At 71.7% G+C, this 21634-nt stretch carries 19 protein-coding genes; 13 read left to right on the top strand and 6 right to left on the bottom strand.

The window, feature by feature from the left end; translation table 11 throughout:
* Positions 1–28: 28 nt before the first annotated feature.
* From ABTX18_RS33260 to ABTX18_RS33240, 5 genes are all read left to right on the top strand, one after another.
* Positions 29–1297 carry an ABC transporter substrate-binding protein gene (locus tag ABTX18_RS33260; RefSeq protein ID WP_352126534.1) on the top strand — a complete coding sequence of 423 codons (1269 nt, stop codon included), beginning with the start codon at positions 29–31 and terminating at the stop codon, positions 1295–1297.
* Positions 1294–2238, top strand: coding sequence for a carbohydrate ABC transporter permease (locus tag ABTX18_RS33255; RefSeq protein WP_352126533.1), 945 nt, complete (start codon positions 1294–1296; stop codon positions 2236–2238). Before ABTX18_RS33260 ends, ABTX18_RS33255 begins: the two co-directional genes overlap by 4 nt.
* The gene (locus ABTX18_RS33250) at positions 2235–3146 is read left to right on the top strand and encodes a carbohydrate ABC transporter permease (protein ID WP_352126532.1); all 912 of its coding nucleotides are present in this window, start codon (positions 2235–2237) and stop codon (positions 3144–3146) included. Before ABTX18_RS33255 ends, ABTX18_RS33250 begins: the two co-directional genes overlap by 4 nt.
* Before the next feature lie 114 nt (positions 3147–3260).
* Positions 3261–3908, top strand: a complete 648-nt coding sequence (locus tag ABTX18_RS33245; protein WP_352126531.1) for a hypothetical protein — start codon at positions 3261–3263, stop codon at positions 3906–3908.
* The gene (locus ABTX18_RS33240; protein ID WP_352126530.1) at positions 3871–5616 is read left to right on the top strand and encodes a heparinase II/III domain-containing protein; all 1746 of its coding nucleotides are present in this window, start codon (positions 3871–3873) and stop codon (positions 5614–5616) included. The genes ABTX18_RS33245 and ABTX18_RS33240 overlap by 38 nt, the downstream gene beginning before the upstream one ends.
* Positions 5617–5650: 34 nt before the next feature.
* Here the strand turns inward: ABTX18_RS33240 and ABTX18_RS33235 are convergent, their stop codons facing one another.
* Positions 5651–6490 (bottom strand): SDR family oxidoreductase, encoded by an 840-nt coding sequence (locus ABTX18_RS33235; protein WP_352126529.1) that lies wholly within the window; start codon positions 6488–6490, stop codon positions 5651–5653.
* 92 nt (positions 6491–6582) lie between these two features.
* Between ABTX18_RS33235 and ABTX18_RS33230 the strand changes: the two genes are divergently transcribed.
* Positions 6583–6954: a winged helix-turn-helix transcriptional regulator gene (locus ABTX18_RS33230; protein ID WP_352126528.1), complete on the top strand. Its 372-nt coding sequence runs from the start codon at positions 6583–6585 to the stop codon at positions 6952–6954.
* Between the two features lie 78 nt (positions 6955–7032).
* Here ABTX18_RS33230 and ABTX18_RS33225 read toward each other — a convergent pair whose 3' ends face one another.
* Positions 7033–7236: a hypothetical protein gene (locus ABTX18_RS33225; RefSeq protein ID WP_352126527.1), complete on the bottom strand. Its 204-nt coding sequence runs from the start codon at positions 7234–7236 to the stop codon at positions 7033–7035.
* A 272-nt stretch (positions 7237–7508) separates the two neighbouring features.
* Here ABTX18_RS33225 and ABTX18_RS33220 point away from each other — a divergent pair, with 272 nt between their 5' ends.
* From ABTX18_RS33220 to ABTX18_RS33205, 4 genes are all read left to right on the top strand, one after another.
* A complete protein-coding gene (locus ABTX18_RS33220) occupies positions 7509–8690 on the top strand; it encodes a cellulose-binding domain-containing protein (protein ID WP_352126526.1) in 1182 nt (393 codons plus the stop codon).
* 264 nt (positions 8691–8954) lie between these two features.
* The gene (locus tag ABTX18_RS33215; RefSeq protein ID WP_352126525.1) at positions 8955–9509 is read left to right on the top strand and encodes a LemA family protein; all 555 of its coding nucleotides are present in this window, start codon (positions 8955–8957) and stop codon (positions 9507–9509) included.
* Positions 9506–11080 (top strand): DUF2207 family protein, encoded by a 1575-nt coding sequence (locus tag ABTX18_RS33210; RefSeq protein ID WP_352126524.1) that lies wholly within the window; start codon positions 9506–9508, stop codon positions 11078–11080. The genes ABTX18_RS33215 and ABTX18_RS33210 overlap by 4 nt, the downstream gene beginning before the upstream one ends.
* 209 nt (positions 11081–11289) lie before the next feature.
* Positions 11290–13527: a serine/threonine-protein kinase gene (locus ABTX18_RS33205; RefSeq protein WP_352126523.1), complete on the top strand. Its 2238-nt coding sequence runs from the start codon at positions 11290–11292 to the stop codon at positions 13525–13527.
* 19 nt (positions 13528–13546) lie between these two features.
* On the opposite strand, the gene ABTX18_RS33200 is transcribed toward ABTX18_RS33205, so the two are convergent.
* The gene (locus ABTX18_RS33200; RefSeq protein WP_352126522.1) at positions 13547–13834 is read right to left on the bottom strand and encodes a hypothetical protein; all 288 of its coding nucleotides are present in this window, start codon (positions 13832–13834) and stop codon (positions 13547–13549) included.
* Between the two features lie 101 nt (positions 13835–13935).
* On the opposite strand from ABTX18_RS33200, the gene ABTX18_RS33195 reads away from it, so the two are divergent.
* Positions 13936–14289: a VOC family protein gene (locus ABTX18_RS33195; RefSeq protein ID WP_352126521.1), complete on the top strand. Its 354-nt coding sequence runs from the start codon at positions 13936–13938 to the stop codon at positions 14287–14289.
* 59 nt (positions 14290–14348) lie between these two features.
* Here ABTX18_RS33195 and ABTX18_RS33190 read toward each other — a convergent pair whose 3' ends face one another.
* The 3 genes from ABTX18_RS33190 to ABTX18_RS33180 form a co-directional block, all read right to left on the bottom strand.
* Complete coding sequence (locus ABTX18_RS33190) at positions 14349–15911, bottom strand: mucoidy inhibitor MuiA family protein (protein ID WP_352126520.1); 1563 nt, start codon at positions 15909–15911, stop codon at positions 14349–14351.
* Positions 15912–15919: 8 nt separating this feature from the next.
* On the bottom strand, positions 15920–17986 hold the full coding sequence (locus ABTX18_RS33185; RefSeq protein ID WP_352126583.1) for a DUF4139 domain-containing protein: 2067 nt from the start codon (positions 17984–17986) through the stop codon (positions 15920–15922).
* Positions 17987–18053: 67 nt separating this feature from the next.
* Positions 18054–18470 (bottom strand): Fur family transcriptional regulator, encoded by a 417-nt coding sequence (locus tag ABTX18_RS33180; RefSeq protein ID WP_352126519.1) that lies wholly within the window; start codon positions 18468–18470, stop codon positions 18054–18056.
* Positions 18471–18709: 239 nt separating this feature from the next.
* Here ABTX18_RS33180 and katG point away from each other — a divergent pair, with 239 nt between their 5' ends.
* Together katG and ABTX18_RS33170 are read left to right on the top strand one after the other, a co-directional pair.
* On the top strand, positions 18710–20941 hold the full coding sequence (gene katG / locus ABTX18_RS33175) for a catalase/peroxidase HPI (protein ID WP_352126518.1): 2232 nt from the start codon (positions 18710–18712) through the stop codon (positions 20939–20941).
* Positions 20942–21067: 126 nt separating this feature from the next.
* A complete protein-coding gene (locus ABTX18_RS33170) occupies positions 21068–21622 on the top strand; it encodes a nitrobindin family protein (RefSeq protein ID WP_352126517.1) in 555 nt (184 codons plus the stop codon).
* The last annotated feature ends 12 nt before the right edge of the window (positions 21623–21634 follow it).

Raw genomic sequence — 21634 nt, 5'->3', positions numbered from 1 at the left:
CCCAACCGCTCAAAGGAGAGCCGCCGCAATGAAGTTGACGAAGAACCACGCCCGCATCGCGCCGTTGGCCGTCGCCGTGATCCTCACCGCCACAGCCTGCGATGCCAGCGGCACGGACACCACCTCGTCGTCCGAGGGCAGGACCGTCGTGAAGATCGCGCTGTGGAACTACCGGACCACGCCCGAGTTCAAGGCCCTCATCGACGGCTTCGAGGCCAAGAACCCCGAGATCGACGTCCAGCCGGTCGACATCCTCGCCGACAACTACCCGGAGAAGGTCACCACCATGCTGGCGGGCGGTGACACCACCGACGTCCTCACCATGAAGAACGTCACCGACTACGCCCGCTACGCCACCCGCGGTCAGCTCCTGCCGCTGACCGACGAGGCGGCCGCGCTGGACAAGGCGTCGTACTCCGGCCTCGACGACTACAACCTCAAGAACGCCTACTACGCACTGCCCTACCGCTCGGACTTCTGGGTGCTCTTCTACAACAAGGACATGGCCGGCAAGGAGGACCTGTCCAAGCTGACCTGGGACGACTACGCGAGGCTTGCGAAGAAGTTCACCCGGGGCTCGGGCTCCGACAAGGTCTACGGCACCTACCTGCACACCTGGCGCTCCGTCATCCAGGCGGTCTCCTCCGCGCAGACCGGCGGCGACCAGCTCGGCGGCGACTACGCGTTCTTCAAGGACCAGTACGAGATGGCCCTCGGCCTGCAGAAGGCGAAGGCCACCCTGCCCTTCTCCACCGCCTCCAGCAACCAGATCACCTACGACTCGCAGCTGACCACCGGCAAGGCCGCCATGGTCCCCATGGGCTCGTGGTGGGCAGCCGCGCTGCTCGCCGAGAAGGCGCAGGGCAAGAACGACATCAACTGGGGCATGGCGCCGATGCCGCAGATCAAGAACGACGGCAAGACCGTCACCTTCGGTTCGCCGACCGCGTTCGCCGTGAACAAGAAGGCGCGCAACGCTGACGCCGCGAAGAAGTTCGTCACCTGGGCCTCGGGCCCGGAGGGCGCCGCCGCCGTCGCGAAGATCGGCGTCACACCCGCGTACACCAGCGACAAGATCCTCGACACCTTCTTCTCCGTCGACGGCATGCCGAACGACGCCCTGTCCCGCAAGGCGATGCAGCCGACCACGGTGCAACTGGAGATGCCGGTCAGCGACAAGACCTCCGACATCGACCAGATCCTCAAGGAGGAGCACGAGATGATCATGAGCGGCGAGAAGTCCGCCGCCGACGGCATCAAGGAGATGGACAGCCGTGTGAAGGACGAAGTCCAGTGAGTGCCGTCGCACCCCCCGCCGCCCCGCCCGCGGCCGACGGCGCCTCCGCGGCCCACCGGGCCGCCGCGAAGCGCCGGCGGCGCCGCAACCTCCTGGTCGGCTGGTCCTTCATCCTGCCGAACTTCCTCGGGTTCGCCGCCCTCACCCTCCTCCCGGTGATCGGCGCGCTCGCGATCTCCTTCACCGACTGGGACTCCTACTCCACCCCGAAGTGGGCGGGCCTGGACAACTTCCAGCGGCTGTGGAACGACTCCAACTTCTGGGCCGCACTGCAGAACACCCTGTACTACGCGGCAGGACACATCCCGCTCACGCTCCTGGTCTCGCTCGGCCTCGCCGTCCTGCTCAACCAGAAGCTCCGCGGCGTGCACGTTCTGCGGACCGCCTTCTTCTTCCCGTACATCACCTCGCTCGTCGCGGTCGCCGTGGTGTGGAACATGCTGCTGAGCCCCGAGTCGGGGCCCGTCAACCAGTTCCTCATGTCCCTCGGCATCGACCACCCGCCGGGCTGGACCAGCTCCCAGGACTGGGCGATGCCCGCGCTGATCATCACGAGCGTGTGGCGGGACATGGGCTACTACATGGTGCTCTTCCTGGCCGGACTGCAGACCGTCCCGGCCGAGCTGTACGAGGCGGCCCGCATGGACGGCGCCGGCCCCTGGCACCGGTTCTGGCACGTCACCCTGCCCGGCCTGCGGCCCACGACCTTCTTCGTCACCGTCATGATCACGGTCTCCAGCTTCAAGGTGTTCGACCTGGTGCAGGTCATGACCGAGGGCGGGCCGGGCCGCTCCACCCTCGTCCTGTCCCAGCTGATCTTCCGCGAGGGCATCACGCAGGGCCGCTTCGGCTACGCCTCGGCGGTCTCCCTCGCGCTGTTCCTGATCTGCCTGGTGATCACGGTGATCCAGTTCCGGATGCAGCGAAGGAGCGAGCGATGAACACCACCCTGCTGAGCAAGGACACCCGCCCGCCCGCGGGCCGGGCTCCCGCAGGCTCTCCGGCGGAGCCCCGCGTCCGCAAGGGCGTGAGGGCCGTCGCCGGGCAGACCGCCCTGTACGTGCTGCTCGCCGTGGTCGCCCTCGCGGTCCTGCTGCCGTTCCTCTGGATGCTGATCTCGTCGGTCAAGGACGACCGCGACGTGTTCACGGTGCCGATCCAGTGGATCCCCGAAGAGTTCCAGTGGGACAACTTCACCAGCATCTGGACACGGGTGCCCTTCGCCGCCTACCTCGGCAACTCGTTCTTCCTGAGCATCGTGATCACGTTTCTCCAGGTGCTCACCGGGAGCTTCGCGGCGTACGGCTTCGCCAAGATGCGCTTCCCGGGCCGGGACGTGCTGTTCACCGGCTACATCGCGACGATCGCGGTGCCGTGGCAGGCGTACATGGTGCCGCAGTACGTGATCATGCAGAAGCTCGGCCTGGTGAACTCGTACACGTCACTCGTCCTGCTGCAGGCGTTCGGCGCGTTCGGCGTCTTCCTGATGCGGCAGTTCTATCTGACGATCCCGGACGAGATCAGCGAGGCGGCCCGCCTCGACGGCCTGAGCGAGTACGGCATCTGGGCGCGGATCGTGCTTCCGCTGTCCAAGCCGGCCCTCGCGAGCCTCGCCCTGCTGACGTTCGTGAACACCTGGAACGACTACATGGGCCCGTTCATCTACCTCACCGACAACCGCCTGTGGACGGTGCAGTTGGGGCTGCGCGCCTTCATCGGACAGTACGACGCGGAGTCGGCCATGATCATGACGGGGTCGGTGCTCTCCGTCGTGCCGGTCCTGGCGGTGTTCCTGCTCGGCCAGCGTTACTTCGTGCGCGGCATCGCGACCACCGGTGTGAAGGGCTGAGGGGTGGAGAGGATGGGTGCGAGCCCACGTGCACGGCTCAATGTGGCTTACGGCTCCTGGGAGTTGATATGGGCGCACGTGCACCGGGTGCTAGTCGTCAACCTAGGGATCGCCGTGACGAATCTGCCCCTGCTGGCCGCGCTGCAGGTGACCCAGCAGCCGTGGCGGCATCCGGTGTTCTTCGGGCTGTTGCTGCTGGCGCTTCCCGGTCCCTCCCTCACCGCCGCGTTCGCGTATCTCGGCGCGACGACCGGGGACGAGCAGGCGCCGGTACGGCTGTTCGTCCAGGCGTACCGGCGGCTGTTCCGGCGGGCGGTGCTGATCTCGGCGCCGTTCGTGCTGCTTATGATCGCGGCCGTCGCGGATGCCGTGACCCTGCGGACATCGCCGCTGGGGGCGGCCGTCGTGCCGATGGCGCTGGTGGCCGGGCTGGTCGCCGCCGCTGCGTGGCCGGTCGCGCTCGCGCAGGTGGCCGCGGGCGGGGACGTCGGACGCCGGCTCCTCCTGCTGGCGCCGTACGCGGTGATCCGGCACGGTGTACTGGCTCTAATGAATCTCGTGCTGGGGATGGTGGCCCTGTTGCTCGTCAACCAGGCGCCGCTGCTGGGGCTCGCGGTGCTGCCCGGGTGCGTGCTGTTCGTATGGTGGCGCAACTGCCAGGTCATGGCGCTCTCCAGCGAACCGGGCGCGGCGGGCGATCTCGGCGTCCGTGAGGGGAGGCGTGATGTCACCGACGGAATCCGAGCGGTCGCGCGGCCCTGAACAACGGCTGGACGCCGACTGGCCGGGCGGGATGCACGCGCGTATCCGGTCGGCGGCGGACAGCGCGCGGACCACCCCCATGCCGGACCTCCCCTTCTCCGCGTACCGCCGCTTCGACGACGATGGCGACCGTCTGGCGTACGAGGACCTGTACTTCCGGCGCCGCGCGCAGGTGACGGCCCTCGCCGCCGAGGCCCTGATCGGCCCGGCGGCGAAACTGGACGCGCTGGCGGACGCGCTGTGGTCCGTCTGCGACGAGTACACCTGGGCGCTTCCCGCCCACGAGATGCACGCCACCCGCCTCGGGCGGGGAATGGACCAGTGCCTCGACCTGTTCGCCGCGCTCACCGCGCAGCTGCTCGCCGAGACGGTCCGGATCTGCGGCGACCGGCTCGATCCCCGAGTCGCCGCCCGCGTGCGCGACCAGGTGGACCACCGGGTGCTGTCCCTCCTCGCCGACGACGAACGCCCGCTTCTGTGGGAGGCCTGGGCACACAACTGGGCAGCCGTGTGCGGCGGTTCCGCGGGCCTCGCGGCACTGGCCCTGTGGGAGCCGGGACCACGCCTGACCCGCCTCCTCGACCGGTGCCGACGCGCTCAGCTCACGTACCTCAGCGGCTTCGACGACGACGGGGGCTGCGCGGAAGGGGTGGGCTACTGGGTGTTCGGGTTCGCACACTTCGTCTACTTCGCCGAGGGGCTGCGGGAGTCCACCGGCGAGGATCTGCTCACGCACCCCAAGGTCCCGGCCATCGCCCGCTTTCCGGGCGCGGTGCATCTGGGCGACGGGCTTTTCCCCGCCTTCTCGGACGGGGAGGAACGGCCCCGCGTGCCCGCCGGTCTCGCCCGGCAGCTCGCGCGGAGGCTCGGGGTCCGGGCCCCCGCCGAGGCCGTGGAGGCCACGGTCGGCCGGGCGGACCTCACACGGGACTGGGCCGATCTCTCCCGGACCCTGCGCTGGGGCGCCCCGGACCCCACGCCCGCGCCGGAACCCGAGCCGCCGACGGCGTACCTCCCCGACCTCGCCTGGCTGATCGACCGGGGGCAGGGCGTGGCCTTCGCGGCCAAGGGCGGCCACAACGCCGAGCCCCACAACCACAACGACCTCGGCCAGTTCGTGCTCGCGGCCCGGGGCGAGGTGCTGCTCGCCGACCTGGGCGCCGGCGAGTACCGCAAGGGCTACTTCGACGACGCCACCCGCTACACGTTCCTGCACGCCTCCTCGCGCGCGCACTCCGTCCCCCGCGTCGACACGCGGGAGCAGTCCGCGGGCCGAGCCCGCACGGCCGAGGTCCTGGAGCTCCGCCTCCACGCGCACGGAACGGACCTGACCCTCGACCTCGCCGGCGCCTACGAGGTGAACGGCCTGACAGCGCTGCGCCGCGCCTTCTCCTGGCGCCGTGACGCCGGGGAACTGCTGCTGGTCGACGAGGTCGAGACGGAACGCCCGATGCCACTGGAGGAGGTGTTCGTCAGCCGGCTCCGCCCCGAGACCGGCGCGGAGGGGGTGGTGTGGACCGGGACCTCGGCACGGGCCCGCCTCTGCCTGCCGGAGGGCTGTGCCGCCCGCGTCGAAACGGTGCACACCACCGACCACGAGGGCGCCCCCGACACGGTCCACCTCCTGCGGCTCGACTTCGGCCTCGTCGAGCGGCGGGCCCGGTTTGCGTTCCGCTTCACGGTCGGAGGGCCCCCCTTGTCGGCATGAAGGCGTACTTGGCAGAGGCGGCGCCGCCCCGGTTTCAGCGGAAGGCGGCGACGTTGCGGGCGGCCCAGTCGGCGAAGGGGTGCGGGGCGCGGCCGAGGACCTGCTGGACGTGCGGGCTGATGCGCAGCTCGGCAGGGCTCGGGGAGCCGATGATGTCCAGAGTGTCGTCGGCGAGCTCCGCCGGCATGCTCTGGCTCATGGCGGCCTTGGCCTCTTCGCGGGTGAGCTCGTGGAACTTCACCGGCGAGCCCAGGGCGGCGGCGATGGCCTCGGCCTGCCGGCGCGGAGTGATCACCTCCGGCCCGGTCAGTTCGTAGACGCCGCCGGTGTGCCGGTCATCCAGCAGGCAGGCTGCCGCGACGGCGGCGATGTCCGCCGGGTCGATGACTGGTACCCCGACATCGCCGAAGGGCGCGGCGACGACCTGCTGCGTACGGACGGAGTCGGCCCACCACAGAGCGTTGGAGGCGAAGCCGCCCGGCCGCAGGATGACCCACTCCAGGCCCGACTCCCGCAGTGTGTCCTCCAGCGCGCGCATCGCGATGCGCGTCTCGCCGGAGGGCCTGGTCACCACGCCCAGCGTGGAGAGCAGGACGACCCGGCGGACCCCGGCGGCCGCGGCATCGCCGATGATCTCGGCAGGGTTGGCCCCGGTGGCGTGCAGGTCGCCGGACAGCAGCAGGAACAGCGCATCGGCCCCGGTCAGCGCGGACTTGAGGCCGCCCGGCTCGGCCAGGTCGGCCACCACGTGGTGGACACCGTCCGGCACCGCCGCCGTGTGCCGCGACACCGCCCTCACCTGCTGGCCGGCGTCGGCCAGCGCCTGCGTCAACGGCTGTCCGATGTTCCCGGTGGCCCCAGTTACTACGATCATGGTCGCTCCTCGTCGAAATGTTTCCTGTGGTCCGCACGCTAGGAGCAGGGGCTAACATTTTGTAAGGGCATACCTTTAGGTAAGCTCGTGACATGGTGGAAAGCGTGCAGCACAGGCCGGTTGAGGTCGAGAAGCGGTATGACGTGTTTCACACCGACTGCCCCGCGCGGGACATGGTCGACCATGTGACCAGCAGGTGGGGCATCTGGGTGCTGATCTCCTTGCGCAGAAGCAGCCTCCGGTTCTACGAACTGCGCGAGAGCATCCAGGGCGTCAGCGAGAAGATGCTGGCCCAGACCCTGCGGGGGCTGGTGCAGGACGGCCTGGTCTGGCGGGAGGTCGAGCCGACGACGCCCCCTCAGGTCACTTATGGGCTGACGGAGTTCGGCCGGGACGTCGGCGAGCCGCTGACGGACCTGTTCGACCGGATCACGCGACGGCTCCCGCCGCGCGGCACGGCGTAGCGCGGCTGGTGCGCATGCGCGGCGCCTTGCCGGTGACGCGCGCGTAAGCCCCTGGCTCCGTGGTGGCCGGCATGCGAGTCAGCCCGCTCGGGCCCGGCTCCTGCGGCGCCTGCGGAGGTCCTGCGCGAGCTGCAGGACGGTCGCGGCCTGCAGCAGCGCTGCGCCGGCCACGAACCATCCTGAACCTTCTCCGTCTTCGTACGCCCGCACCGCGCCGGTGAGGAGCACGAGGGCGATCGGGACGCCCGCCGCCGAAATGGCCAAGTTGATTCGATCGGTCACCCGCGAAGTGTGCTGCTTCGATCGCCGTTCCGGCTACGACCGGGGCGCCGTCGTGGATCCTGCTCGGTATCACCTGGACGAGGTCGACGAGACGCCCGGGCGGGTCGCCGACGCGCAAGCCGGGCCCCGCCCGGCGATCTGCAACAAAGGCGGCGCCGGTCACATCGGCATGGCCCGCTGTATTGACAGTACGCCGTCATGTCGGTGTGATGAGTGGGAGCGCTCCCATGCCTGAACTGTCCTACGGTTCCCCCCCACCCGAGGAGGCGCACATGCCGATTCTTCGCCCGCGATTACTGCGCAGACAGCTCTGGACAGCGGCCGGGGCCGCCCTCGCGCTGGCCTTGTCCCTTCTGGCCGTGGCGCCCGCCAGCGGCTCAGCCTCGGCGTCCGGATGCCAAGTCGACTACACGGTCAACGAATGGGCCGGCGGCTTCACCGCCCAGGTGGGCATCACCCATACCGGTTCCGCGCTCAGCGGTTGGCAGCTGACGTGGACGTACGGAGGCGACCGGCACGTCACCTCCGCCTGGAACGCTTCCGTCACCCAGACCGGCCACTCCGTGACCGCCGTCAACACGGCCTGGAACGGGGTGCTGGCCGACGGCGGTTCCGTGGACTTCGGGCTGCAGGGGACATGGCAGGCGGCCGACTCCGTGCCCACCGACTTCGCCCTCAACGGGGTGCCCTGCGGCGGTGACGGCAGTACGCCGCCTCCCACGACTCCTCCGCCCACGACACCACCCCCCACCACACCGCCCTCCGCGGAGTGCGGGGACGCCGCCGTCTGCGAGGACTTCGAGAACCAGGCCGGCCCGGCTCCCGCCGGCAACTGGCGGGTCACCGCGCCCGACTGCCAGGGCACGGGCACGGCCACCGTCGACACGGCCGTCGCGCACAGCGGCTCGCGGTCGCTCCGGCTGGACGGACGGGCCGGGTACTGCAACCACGCCTTCGTTGCCGCCACCGCGGACCTGTCGTCGGTCGGGCCGGTGCTGCACGTGAGGATGTGGGTGCGGCACACCACCGCGCTCCCGGCCGCGCACGTCACCTTCGTATCGATGCCGGACAGTTCGCAGGGCGGCAAGGCGCTGCGGATCGGCGGACAGAACGGCGCCCTGCAGTGGAACCGGGAGAGCGACGACGCCACGCTCCCGGCACAGAGCCCGGTCGGGGTGGGGCTGAGCCGGCCGCTGCCGACGGGCAGTTGGCAATGCCTGCGGTTCGCGGTCGACACCTCGGCACCGAAGCTCGACACCTGGCTCGGCGACGAACAGGTGCCGGGGCTGCACGCCGACGGCGTACCGACGCAGGACGTCGACCAGCAGTGGCTCGCGCGGACCACTCCGCCGAGGCCCACCGCCCTGCGGCTGGGCTGGGAGAGTTACGGGACCGGGGACGACACCCTGTGGTTCGACGACGTGGTCGTCGGCTCCTCGCCGGTCGGCTGCTGAAGGCGGCTGTGAAGGCCGGCTGACCGGAAGGCGGGGGAAGACCTGCGTGACCTGCGCCGACGGGCTGACGATGGCGCTCCGAGAGGGGGGCCTGTCAGCCCGTCAGCGGCTCCGGCGTCCCGGATCGCCGACGCAGGCGTTCCGAAATCCCTGCCCGGCCCGCCCCCGGCTGCGACGGCCGTGACGGCCCGCATAAGATCGCGTCGATCGGCCAGGGGGGTCGGATCTTTTAGGGCCTCTGGGGGCGACGCCGTGGGTGTCATTGTGGGTGCGATCGTTGCGGTACTCGTGGTCGTGGGCGGGTGGTGGGTCGTCCGGACCTACAACCGGCTCGTACGGCTGAGGAATCAGACGCAGGCCTCATGGGCGCAGATCGATGTGCAGTTGAAGCGGCGGCACGAGCTGATACCGAATCTCGTCGAGGGGGCGCGCGGTTACGCCGCTCACGAGCGCGGCACCTTCGAAGCGGTCACCGCCGCGCGCGGTCAGGCGCTGAGCGGCGGGCTCGGCGTGACGGAGCGGGCGGCCGCCGAGGATGCCCTCAGCGCGACGCTGGGGAGGCTGTTCGCACTTGGGGAGAGCTACCCGGACCTCAAGGCGGATCAGCACTTCAGCACGGTGCAGGCCGAGTTGAGGTCGGCGGAGGACAAGATCGCGTACGCACGGCAGTTCTACAACAGCGCCGTGCAGAGCTACCACACCGCCCTCGAGAGCTTTCCCGGCAACATCGTGGCCGGGATGGGCGGCGCGCACGGGCGGCGGGAGTACTTCGAGGCTCCCGGCGCGGCGCAGGACGCGGTCCAGGTGAGATTCGCGTGACGCACATCGAACAGCTCTACTGGGGCGGCGCCGCCCTGATCGTGCTCTGGCTCGTCGCCTTCGGGTTCGCGCTGGTCGCCACCCGCAACGGCGCGGTCACGCCGGGGCCCGCGACCCAGGAGTTCGGGGACCACCCCGAATCACCGGCCGTGGTCAGCCTGCTCGGCAACAACTGGCGAGGCGTGGAGCACGCCGCCGCGGCCACCCTGCTGGACCTTGCGGCCCGCGGGTTCCTCGAGCTGCGGCAGCCGGGCGACGACCCGGCCCGCAGCAGCGTGCACGTCACCGAGGCCGGCCGGACGGCACCGGACCTCATGCCGTACGAGCAGCGCGTGCTGGCCCGCGTCGCCGCCCGCGCGGTGAACGGCGGCGCGCCCATCGGAGCGATCGCCTTCCGTGACGACAAGCGCGCCGCCGCCTGGAACACGGAGCTGCGCAAGGAGGTCATCGCCGAAGCCCGGCTGCGCGGCCTGTCCCGGTTCCGGTTCCCGCGACTGCTCGCCGGTGCTCTGATGTTCAGTGCCTTCGTGCCCGGTGCGCTGTTCACCGTGGCCGCCGTCATGGGAGGTCACAACCTGCGTGCCGCGGCCGCGGTCGGTGTGGCGCCGGGGGCCGCGCTGGTCTACCTGCTGGGCAGGTCGATGGGCGAGCGGGCGACACCGCAGGGCCTGGAGCGCGCCGGGCACTGGGCCGGGCTGCGAGCCTGGCTGACGGCACACGACGACTTCGCCCGGCTGCCGCCCGCGGCCGTGACGGTCTGGGACCGTTATCTCGCGTACGGAACCGCACTCGGCGTCACCAGCCTGACCAGCCGACTCCTCGGCTTCGACGGGGGAGACCGGCGACGGGTCTGGTCCTCGTACGGAGGGACCTGGCGGCCGGTGCGGATCCGATACCCGCGGCTGCGTCCCGGGTTCGGCGCTTCGACGCGCCGGCTGCTGTACCTGGCGGCGGGGGCGGCCCTGGTCGCGGCCGGAATCTGCGCCTTCGCGGTGCTGCGGCAGCCCGACTGGTCGGTTGTGGCCGACGCGCACAGCGAGGGCTCGATGCGCCGGCCTGGACTGGTGCTGAGCGCCGGCTGGGTGGTCAGCGCCCTGCTCGGTCTGGTGGTGGCGGGCAGGATGAGCCGCTGGATACTTCTGGCGGCGTTCCTGGCGATGATGCCCGGCAACTTCGCGAGCGACAGCGACGGCTGGTTCGTCGACGCGGCGGCGCAGGAGGGGCCCCTGCCCGTCGAGTTCGCGGCGATCGCCGTCTTCGGCGCGCTGGCGGTGTTCTTCGTGGTGCTCGCCTGCCTGGAACGGAGTGAGCCCGACACGATCACCGGTGAGGTGCTGCGTATGGAGTCGCGCAAGGGCAAGGATGTGGCCCGCTTCCTGGTCCTCGACGAGGGGAACACGGACCTGACCACCGCCTGGGCGCTGCCCGCGGCCTCGCAGGGCATCGCGACCGGTGCGCAGGTGCGACTGAGGGTTTCGCGGGGCACCCGCGTCATCCGCTCCGCGGAGCTCGTGAAGCGCGCGATGCCGGAGGGCGACCGGGTGAAGCCCGTCGGGCGACCCGCCTCCTGAGGAAGCGGATGGGCCGGAGCGCCTCCCGGTGAGGCGCTCCGGACGCCGGGTGGCGGACCCGATGCCGTGCCGGGTGCGGTACCGGAGCGGCCCCGGGCTCCTGTCCGTCACCCGCTTTGCGCTGCCGTACCGCTCTGCGGATAGTTTGTGCGGGACAGGTACGCAGACCCGTGGCGGCTCAGCCGCACGGGGACGGGAGGTCGGGAAGAGTGTCGCTGCGCGGAGGTGATCCTGCCGAGATCGGCGGCTATCCGCTGGAGGCGCGGCTAGGCTCGGGCGGCATGGGCACGGTGTTTCTGGCCCGTACGGGTTCGGGGCGGCCCATCGCGATCAAACTGATCCACCAGCAGTTCGCGGGGGACGAGGAGTTCCGCATCCGCTTCCGGCAGGAAGTGGCGGCGGCGAGGCGGGTGAGCGGCGCGTTCACCGCCGCCGTGGTCGACGCCGCCCCCGAGGCCGAGCAGCCGTGGATGGCGACGGCCTACATCGAGGGGCACACGCTCGCCCAGCACATCGCCGCGGAAGGCCCGCTGGACGGGGCGGAGTTGCGCAGGCTCGCCATCGGCCTGGCGGAGGCGCTGCGCGACATCCATCGCGTGGGGGTCGTCCACCGCGACCTGAAGCCTTCGAACGTCGTGCTCTCGTCCGAGGGCCCGCGCGTGATCGACTTCGGCATTTCGCGTGCCACGGACCAGCAGACCCTGACGATGACCGGGCGCGTCATCGGTACGCCGCCCTTCATGTCCCCGGAGCAGTTGCAGGCGCCGCGTGGGGTGGGTCCGCGGTCCGATGTCTTCTCGCTCGGAACGCTGCTGGTGTACGCGGCGACGGGCCACGGGCCCTTCGACGCGGACAGCCCTTATATGACGGCGTATCAGGTGGTGCACGAGGAGCCGTCGCTGGACGCCGTGCCGACAGCTCTGCGCGCGGTCGTCGAGTCGTGCCTGGGCAAGGAGCCCGAGGGGCGCCCCTCGGCGGACGAACTCCTCGTGCTGCTGCGGGACCTGCCGGCCGACCTCGGGGGGACCGGCGCGTCCGGGGTGGGCACCGGCCGCACCCGCGACATGGCCACCCAGCATCACCTCGCGACGCGGGACACTCCGGCGCCGAATGCCGCCCCCGCCGACTCCGGCCGCCCCGGGAGCACCGGCACCTTCGCCGGCCGACGTCTCAGGAGCCGATGGCGGCCCGTGCTCGCGGCAGCGGTCGCGGTGGCGGCGATCGGCGGGGGAGTCACCGCGCTGCAGGTCGGCGGCTTCGGGGAGAGCAGCGGCGGCGACAAGGACACCCGGCTCGAGGCGCCGGGTGCCGCACTTCCGGCCGGCTTCCAGCCGTGGCGCCGGACCGTGCAGGGCGGTCGCGCGGACGTTCCCGACGAACTGCGCTGCCTCGCACGCGGCGACGCGCTGTTCTGCGGGGGCGGCGGTGTGATCGCCGCCCGGATCAGGGCCAAGGACGGCTCGCGGGTGTGGACGGCGAAGAGCCCGGGCATCCCCGTCCAGGGCATGCACCTCGTGGGCGCCACCGACGACACGGTGATCGGCTACCGCTTCGCGGCCGAGGGTGACCCGCAGGCCCCTCCCAGCGAGGTGGTGGCCATCGACGCGGACAACGGCCGGGAGCTGTGGTCCGTTCCGTCCGGCGCCCAGTCGACGGTTGTCACGGGCCGGACGCAGGACGCCCTCGTCGTCGGCTCCACCGTGGTGACGGTCGACGCCTCCAACTCCCGCTTGGAGGCCCGGGACGCGCACAGCGGTGCGGGGTCCTGGAGTACGCCGTTCCCCGTCGGCACCCAGTGTTCCGCTGTCCCCATGGGCCCGCGACTCCTCGCGATGTGTGCGACGGACGCGGAAGCGGACGGACTGGAGGTCCGCCACCCCACCCTGTACGAGATCGGCCTCGCCTCCGGGTCACTGGGCAGGCCCCTCGCGCTCGACGGCCCCGCCGTGCCGATGGGCGTCGCCGACGGCAGTCTCGTATTCCTGCGGGAGCACATGGACGGGCCGGCAGCGGTCGGCTACGACGGGGTGGTGCGGGTCGACCCGTCCTCGCGGAAGGTCACGTACTCCCGACTGGCCACGACGTACGAGGGAACGCCCGGGATGGCGGAGGGCACCCTCTTCGTGAGCGGACAGACCGGCCTCGTCACGGCGTTCGACCCCGCGACCGGCCGGAAGAAGTGGGCCCGCCAGACGGGCGTGGAGGGGGCGTCGGGTCCGGTGGCCGGACCCGACGCGCTGTACTTCAGCTCGGCCACCGGCCGGGTGGTCGCGCTGTCGCCGGACGACGGAAAGCCCCTGTGGACGACGAACCCGCAGGCCGACGGCCTGACGGGCCAGCAGGGCGCGAGCCCGCGCGTCACCGTCGCGGGGCGTGCGGTGATCGTGGCGGCGGCCAAGAACACGCTCTTCGCCTTCGACGCCCGGAAGCCGCCGAAGGCGGGCTGACCCGGGGGTCCGGCCGGGCTCAGCCGAGACCGCGATGTGCCGCCCACAACGCCCCGGCGCGGCCGGCGGCACCGGCGACCAGGGCGGCCAGCTCGGGGCGGTCGGGGAGGGGGAAGGACACGTAGGCGCCTCGACCGCCGGCGACCGGCCGGCCGTAGGCCTTCGCCGCGAGGCGGCCGTCCGGCAGAAGCCGGACGTTGATCGTGGTCAGCGTGAACGCTTCACCGCGTCGGGTGTCCGTCCAGCGGAGCGCCTCCGGGACGGTGACATTGATCGCCAGAGCGCTCACTTCCGGGTCGCTGCTCATGGGCGGATCCTCTCACGCGCGTGCCGCGGCAGCCGGGGCAGGACAATTGACCGCGATGACCCGTGACCGCGCCCCCAACAGAACCCAGGAGTGCTGACGACATGACGAACCGCTGGGCCGGAGTGACGGTCGACTGCGTCGACGTGGAACGGGTGGCGGGCTTCTGGAGCGCGCTGCTGGACCGACCGCAGGGGCCGTCCGAGCCCGGCTGGATCTACCTCGGCCACCGTGACGATCCGCAGCCCCGCCTCGTCTTCCAGCCGGTGGCCGAGCCGAAACAGGGCAAAGTACGCCTCCACCTCGACGTGGCGGTCGACGACGTCGAACAGGGCATGGCCCAAGTCGTCGCGCTCGGCGGCAGGTTCACCGGCGAACGGCACGAGTACGACGAGGGCGTGGTCGTCGTCATGGCCGACCCCGAAGGGCACGAGTTCTGCATGGCTCAGTACTACTGACCCGCTACCGCCGCCGGTGAGTGTCGGTGCGGGCCGGCTTCCGTGTGACTCCGTTCGCCTCAGAGACCGGTGACCTTGCCGCTCGCCGACAGCTCGTACACCAGCGTGACCGTGCGACGGCCGCCCGGCGGGAGCGTGACGTCCCAGCGGACGATGCCCTCGGCGTCCACCGCGTCCGGCGCCGGGGAGCAGGCGTCCTTGTGCAGGCGTACGGTCACCTCCGCGACCTCGGGGACGGGGATGCGCTCCCGGAGGGTGACCACCCGGTCGCCGTGCTCGCCCGGGGCGGAGAAGCGGGACAGGTGCAGCCGGACCGTGCGGGTGAGAACGCTCCGCTGGGTGATTCCCGCGGAGGCGCGGGACTCCTCGGTGTAGCGGACCACCCGGTAGTCGTCGCGGCTGCCGAAGGCCAGCTCGACGGGGGCGCCCGGGGCGGCGAAGTCCAGCATGCCCCGGCCGCCGAAGCCACTGCCGCGGATGAGGTCCACCGGCCCGGCGAGCAGTGCATGGCCGGACCGGTTGTCGAACCGCACGACCTGGGTGACCAGGGGGGACAGCTCCGGCGAGCACGCGTACTCGCTCGGTGCGGCGGTGGTGAAGGCGGAGACCGCCACCCGGTGGGCGCGGCCGTCACAGGGGATCGAGACCGGGGCGGGGGCCATCAGGACCCGCGCCTCGCCCCCGTCGTCCACCCCGGGCAGGCCGAGCACCGGGGCCGGCCCGAGGGTCCCGGTCTCCTCCTCGCGCAGTTCGACGTCGACCGTGCGGCGCTCCTGTGCCGAGCGGTCCCTGAGCGTCAGCCGGTCCTCGTCCAGCCGTGGCGGCTCGGTGGCCGCCGCCGAGCGGGCCGTCGACAGCGTCAGCCGTACGTGCGACCAGTCCTCACCGGTGCGCTGCCAGACCATCGCGTCGGTCTCCAGCGTCAGGGCGTCGCCGTCGAGCACCGCCCGGTAGGCGGGCCGCCACAGCGCGCACGGGGTGAGGTGGCTGAGGCGCAGCCCGACGGTTCCGGCGGCCGAGGCCCGTACCGTCAGCTCGATGTGACCGACCAGCTCGGCCGGTTCTTCCTCCGCGAGGGACAGAGCCCGCTGGAGGTCGGCGAGTTCGGCGCCGACAGCGATCAGCCGGGCCTTTACCACGCGCAGTTGCTCGGCATGGGTGTCACGCTCGGCGTCCGCACGGTCGAGCTCGCGGGACCAGCGGGACAGCTCCGTCTCCCCGAATCCGGCGCCCTCGCCGATCTCGCGCAGCAGGTCGGTGGCGAGATGGCCCAGCAGGTCGAGGCGGGTCTTCAGCCGGTCGCGTCGCTGTCCCAGGGACCGTTGCTCCTCCTCGAGGGCGTGCACACGATGGCGCAGTACGGAGTCGTCCTCCGTGGGCGGTGACGGCTCGCGCGGCATCCAGGTGCGGACGATCCGCACGTCGAGCACGGTCGCGGGGTGTCCGGAGGTCAGCTCGGCATGGAGCGTCCGGTCGACGGCCAGCGCACTGACCGGTCCCAGGCGCAGCCGCTGGACCCCGGCCTCCAGATCGAGCACGGCGGTGCGCTCGACGTGGGCGCGGTCCTCGAGGCACGTGACGGCGGTGACGGGGAGGGCGATCGGCTTCGTGGCCGTGGACATGAGGGGTGTCAGCTCCTGCGGTTTCCGCCGGCCAGGGCCTTGCCGGCCGGGATACGGACTTCGTAGCCGCCGTCGAGAGCGGCGGTGGCGCCGGCGGGCAGGTCCAGTCGCCAGACCCGGGTGCCCGGGGCGTGCCGATCGGGTCCGGCGCCCTCCTCGGGCGCCGTCCAGTCGGCCCGCTCCTCGATCCTGACATCCGGTTCGGAGGTGACAGGTACCCGTTCGCGGACCTCCACCGTGACCGGCACGGACAGGCGGTTGGCGAGTTCCACATGGACACGGTGGTCGAGCACGGTGGTGTTGTTGCGCAGACCGGAGGTCGACTCGTTCAGGTGCGTACGGCGCGTCACGCGGATGCCCTCGGCCGGCCCCAGCCCCACCCGGCGGACCTGGCCGGGTGCCAGTGTGGGCAGCGCGGCGGTCAGCAGGAACGCGTCGTCGACGCTGACCTCCACCGGACCGGCGAGCAATGCCTGGTCCGTGGCGTTGGAGAGCACCAGCGTGGCGTACACGGTCTGCTCCACGGACGGCACGCAGAGGTACTCGGTCCGCAGGCCGACCGGGATCTCGCCGACGGTGACGGTGTGCCAGTTGCCGTCCGACGGGATGTCGGCGCGGGCCGCGGCATCGAAGCGGTGGTCGAAGGAACCGGCCGACTCGCGGGGCCGCACGGCCTGCCCCGGCAGCGGCAGGAAGGCCACCGTTTCGGCGCGCCGCCGGTACTCGGCCGCCACCGGGTCGGACGGGGAGCCGGGGAACAGCCGGCCCCTGCGATCGCCCTCCTCCTCCGGGCCGCAGAGAGCGAGGGCGGCGTAATCGAGCTCGGCGCTGCTCGGCTGCGGCGGACCGGCTGCCGGAGCCGGAGGGGACGGCGGCGCGGCCATGCCGGGAGCGGGGGGCGCGGGGGCGTTCGCGACGGATCCGGAACGCGATCTGCTGCGCGGTCGTGCCCCGGCCGGTGCCGCGGGGGCGGGCACCCCGCCGCCGAGGGCCTCCGGGGGAGCGCCGTAACCCGGGGGCGGCGGAGGACCGCCGTAAGCCTGCGGCGCCGGTGGTGGCGGCAACGGGACGGCCCTTGACGCGGATGCGCCTGCGCCGCCCATGGGCGGGCCGCCGGCTGCCACGGGCCCGGGCGAACGGTCCGGGCCGGGGCCTGCCGCGTCGTACCCGGAGAACAGGCCGACGAGCCCGGCCGGGGGTTCACGCCAGCCGGACGGCGCGGGGAGGGGCTGGCTGCGTCCGATCCGGACCGAGCGGAGCCTCGGCAGGTCGGTGCGGCGCCGCAGATCGGCGGTGGCCAGGGCGATACGTACGCCGGTCCAGTCCTCGCCGGTCCGCTGGGCGACCGAGGCGCGCAGCACCAGGTGCCCGCTGTCGTCGCCCTGGCGGTGGCCGAGGCGGTACGCAGGCACCCAGACGGCGCCCGGCACCCCGTACTCGAGCTCCAGTTCCACCTCGCCGCCCGCGTCGGCGGCGCCGTCGAGGGTCAGGGCCGCGCAGACCGTGGTCTCCACGTGCGCGGACGGCGCGTCGGTGGAACCGCGCTCCAGCCGGTCCGCGGCCACCGTGAGGGCGTGCTCGGCGTCGCGTACCGCCTCCTCCAGCTCGACGAGCCGGCCGTGCAGTCCCGTCAGCCGCTCGTCGACGAAGCCGGCGAGCTCCAGCCACGCGTCGGCCGGGGTGCGGCGGTGCGGGTCGTCGCGCTTGCGGGGCGGCGGGACCGGGTGAAGGGTCCTGACCTCCTCGATCACGAGCAGCTGCCGGTCCCGGCGCCCCAGCGCCGCCTCGTACACGTCGAGCAGCCGCTCGTAGTCGCGCCGCAACGTGTCCGTGGAGTCGGTGCCGGGCAGCGCGGCCTCGACTTCCACCCGGGCCTCGGTGACCCGCACCCCCGGGGCGCCCAGGACCCGGACCCGCAACGAGCCCGGGTCAAGGGAACGGGGCAACCCCGTCACCCGTACCCGGCCGTCGGACGGCACGCCGCCGCGGGCCAGCCGGCTGCACACCGCGCCCTGCGCGTACACCACGACAGAATCCAGGGCCGATGCCCACCTCGTTGCCGACTCACCCGTCATGCGCTCCGCCCCCGCCGCGTTCATGGTCAGCGAAGCCTACGCCGGGACGGCCGCCCGTACGCTCCGGTCAGGCAGGTCCGCAGTCCGGGCACAGGCCCCGGTAGGTCACCTCGGCCTCCGAGACGGTGAAGCCGAACCGTTCGGACTCCGGCAGCTCCGCGAGAAGGTCGCCGCTGGGGTGGACGTCCCGGATGGTGCCGCAGCCGGAGCACACCAGATGCTGGTGAGGGTGGTGGGCGTTCGGGTCGTAGCGCTTGGCGCGGCCGTCGGTGGTCACCTCGATGACCTCGCCGAGCGAGACGAGATCACCGAGGGTGTTGTAGACGGTGGCGCGGGATATCTCCGGCAGCCGGGAGGTGGCGCGTGCGAGGACCTCGTCCGCGGTGAAGTGGACGTGTTCGCCGGCGAGTACCTCGGCGACCACCCGGCGTTGAGCTGTCATCCGCCAGCCACGTGCGCGAAGCCGTTGCAGCAGGTCACTCATGCCCACCAGCCTTACTGTGCGTTGTCCGACGAATGGCGCGGTACATGCCTGTCGTTCGTATTGACTTGGACTATGTCCATCGTAGGATCGGTTCCGGTCGACAGCCAAGGGACAGGACAGCAGTGCGGGAAAGTTCGTGACTTCAGGAGACGGGGCCGCTCGCCCCGGCATCCGGCCCCGGCCTTCCCGCCGTCCGCAGTTCCTCAGCACCGTGATCCGCCCCGTCCGGAAGGATTGTCATGACTGAGAACCACGACGCGATCGTCACCGACCCGAAGGCAGAGGAGACCGGTGGCTGCCCGGTCGCGCACGGTCGCGCGCCGCACCCCACCCAGGGCGGCGGGAACCGCCAGTGGTGGCCGGAGCGGCTCAACCTGAAGATCCTCGCCAAGAACCCCGCCGTGGCCAACCCGCTGGGTGAGGAGTTCGACTACGCCGAGGCGTTCAAGAGCCTCGATCTCCCGGCCGTGAAGCGCGACATCGCCGAGGTGCTGACGACGTCGCAGGACTGGTGGCCCGCCGACTTCGGCAACTACGGCCCGTTCATGGTCCGGATGGCCTGGCACAGCGCCGGCACCTACCGGATCAGCGACGGCCGCGGCGGCGCCGGGGCCGGTCAGCAGCGCTTCGCGCCGCTCAACAGCTGGCCGGACAACGCGAGCCTCGACAAGGCCCGCCGGCTGCTGTGGCCGGTCAAGAAGAAGTACGGCAAGAACCTCTCCTGGGCCGACCTCATCGTCCTGACCGGCAATGTCGCCCTGGAGACGATGGGCTTCAAGACCTTCGGCTTCGGCGGCGGCCGCGCGGATGTGTGGGAGCCCGACGAGGACGTCTACTGGGGCCCCGAGACCACCTGGCTGGGCGACGAGCGCTACACAGGCGACCGCGAGCTCGAGAACCCCCTCGGCGCGGTGCAGATGGGCCTCATCTACGTCAACCCCGAGGGCCCCAACGGCACTCCGGACCCGATCGCCGCGGCCCGCGACATCCGCGAGACGTTCCGCCGCATGGCGATGAACGACGAGGAGACGGTCGCCCTGATCGCCGGCGGCCACACCTTCGGCAAGACCCACGGAGCCGGCCCGGCGGACAGTGTCGGGCCCGACCCCGAGGCGGCCCCGCTGGAGCAGCAGGGTCTCGGCTGGCGGAGCACGTACGGCACCGGCAAGGGCGCCGACACGATCACCAGCGGTCTGGAGGGCATCTGGACGGACACCCCGACCACCTGGGACAACAGCTTCTTCGACATCCTGTTCGGCTATGAGTGGGAGCTGTTCAAGAGCCCGGCGGGCGCCCACCAGTGGCGGCCGAAGGACGGCGCCGGTGCGGGCACCGTCCCCGACGCGCACGACCCGTCGAAGACCCACGCGCCGACGATGCTGACGACCGACCTCTCGCTCCGGTTCGACCCGGCGTACGAGGAGATCTCGCGGCGCTTCCACCAGAACCCCGACCAGTTCGCCGACGCCTTCGCCCGCGCGTGGTTCAAGCTGACGCACCGCGACATGGGCCCGGTCGTACGCTACCTCGGTCCGGAGGTTCCCCAGGAGGTCCTGGTGTGGCAGGACCCGCTGCCCGCCCGGACGCACGAGCTCATCGACGCGGGAGACATCGCCTCCCTCAAGGCGCGGATCCTCACCTCGGACCTGTCGGTGTCCGAACTGGTCTCCACGGCGTGGGCGTCCGCCTCGTCCTTCCGCGGCAGCGACAAGCGCGGCGGCGCCAACGGCGCACGCATCCGCCTCGAACCGCAGAACGGCTGGGAGGTCAACGACCCGGACCTGCTGGCGAAGGTGCTGCGTACGCTCCAGGAGATCCAGGAGTCCTTCAACTCCGCCCAGCAGGGCGGGAAGCAGGTCTCGCTCGCCGACCTCATCGTGCTCGCCGGCGCCGCAGCCGTCGAGAAGGCCGCCGCGGACGGCGGCTTCGACATCGAGGTCCCGTTCACGCCGGGCCGCGTCGACGCGTCGCAGGACCAGACCGACGTGGAGTCGTTCGTGGAGCTGGAGCCGTCCGCGGACGGATTCCGCAACTACCTCGGCAAGGGCAACCGGCTGCCCGCCGAGTACCTGCTGCTCGACCGGGCGAACCTGCTGACCCTCAGCGCCCCCGAGCTGACCGTGCTCGTCGGCGGTCTGCGGGTCCTGGGCGCCAATTACCAGCAGTCGTCGCTCGGGGTTCTCACCGACACGCCCGGATCCCTGACCAACGACTTCTTCGTCAATCTGCTCGACCTGGGCACGACGTGGAAGGCGACGTCCGACGACGCGAGCACGTTCGAGGGTCGCGACGCCGCCACGGGTGAGGTCAGGTGGACCGGTACCCGCGCCGACCTCGTCTTCGGCTCGAACTCCGAACTGCGTGCGGTCGCGGAGGTCTACGCGAGCGATGACGCGAAGGAGAAGTTCGTGAAGGACTTCGTCGCCGCGTGGGACAAGGTCATGAACCTGGACCGGTTCGACCTCGTCTGACGGTGCGTCCGGGCCGGCCTCTCCACGGGGCCGGCCCGGACCTGTGTCGCGGGGCGGCGGCCCGCCGCCCCGGCCTTAGGCTGCCAACCGGACCCGGCCCCCGGTCCCGATCCAGGAGTTCACCTCATGTCCGATCCCGCAAGCACACCCCCGTACCCCGACGCCTTCCGGCCGGACGAGGCCCCCGCGCCGCACCCGTTGCTGGAGCCGCTGCTCGGGTTCCTGGGCAGCTGGACCGGCCGGGGCCGCGGCGGGTATCCGACCCTCGCCGAGGACTTCACGTACGCGCAGAAGGTCACCTTCAGCCATGACGGGCGGCCCTTCCTCCACTACGAGGCGCGCGCCTGGCTGCTGGACGCGGACGGGCTTCCCCTGCGGCCGGCCGCGCGGGAGAGCGGCTGGTGGCGGATGCAGCCCGAGGGCCGGGTGGAGGCGCTGATCACCCAGCCCACCGGCATCGCGGAGATCCTGACCGGCCGCGCGGACGACGGCGCGGTCGACCTCACCACCCACCAGGTCGCGGCCACCCCCACCGCCAAGGACGTCGAGGCAAGCCGCCGTCGGTACACCCTGGCGGACGACGGCACGCTCGACTTCGTCCACGACCTCGCGGCAGTCGGCCACCGGCTGCGGCACCACCTCACGGCGCAGCTCCGGCGTGAGGCCGGAAGCCAGGGGTAGCGCACGGCGCGG

It is taken from the genome of Streptomyces sp. NPDC096323 (genome assembly GCF_040302845.1).
GTDB lineage: Bacteria > Actinomycetota > Actinomycetes > Streptomycetales > Streptomycetaceae > Streptomyces.
The sequence above is the reverse complement of the archived record's forward strand: the minus strand, read 5'-3'. Positions and strand labels throughout refer to the sequence as shown.

Bases quoted from the DNA above. Each gene is read 5' to 3' on its own strand.
- ABTX18_RS33260 (WP_352126534.1), top strand. From the start codon at position 29: ATGAAGTTGACGAAGAACCACGCCCGCATCGCGCCGTTGGCCGTCGCC.
- ABTX18_RS33235 (WP_352126529.1), bottom strand. From the start codon at position 6,490: ATGATCGTAGTAACTGGGGCCACCGGGAACATCGGACAGCCGTTGACG.
- ABTX18_RS33220 (WP_352126526.1), top strand. From the start codon at position 7,509: ATGCCGATTCTTCGCCCGCGATTACTGCGCAGACAGCTCTGGACAGCG.
- ABTX18_RS33185 (WP_352126583.1), bottom strand. From the start codon at position 17,986: ATGACGGGTGAGTCGGCAACGAGGTGGGCATCGGCCCTGGATTCTGTC.
- ABTX18_RS33195 (WP_352126521.1), top strand. From the start codon at position 13,936: ATGACGAACCGCTGGGCCGGAGTGACGGTCGACTGCGTCGACGTGGAA.
- ABTX18_RS33230 (WP_352126528.1), top strand. From the start codon at position 6,583: ATGGTGGAAAGCGTGCAGCACAGGCCGGTTGAGGTCGAGAAGCGGTAT.
- ABTX18_RS33250 (WP_352126532.1), top strand. From the start codon at position 2,235: ATGAACACCACCCTGCTGAGCAAGGACACCCGCCCGCCCGCGGGCCGG.
- katG (WP_352126518.1), top strand. From the start codon at position 18,710: ATGACTGAGAACCACGACGCGATCGTCACCGACCCGAAGGCAGAGGAG.
- ABTX18_RS33170 (WP_352126517.1), top strand. From the start codon at position 21,068: ATGTCCGATCCCGCAAGCACACCCCCGTACCCCGACGCCTTCCGGCCG.
- ABTX18_RS33180 (WP_352126519.1), bottom strand. From the start codon at position 18,470: ATGAGTGACCTGCTGCAACGGCTTCGCGCACGTGGCTGGCGGATGACA.
- ABTX18_RS33190 (WP_352126520.1), bottom strand. From the start codon at position 15,911: ATGTCCACGGCCACGAAGCCGATCGCCCTCCCCGTCACCGCCGTCACG.
- ABTX18_RS33200 (WP_352126522.1), bottom strand. From the start codon at position 13,834: ATGAGCAGCGACCCGGAAGTGAGCGCTCTGGCGATCAATGTCACCGTC.
- ABTX18_RS33240 (WP_352126530.1), top strand. From the start codon at position 3,871: ATGTCACCGACGGAATCCGAGCGGTCGCGCGGCCCTGAACAACGGCTG.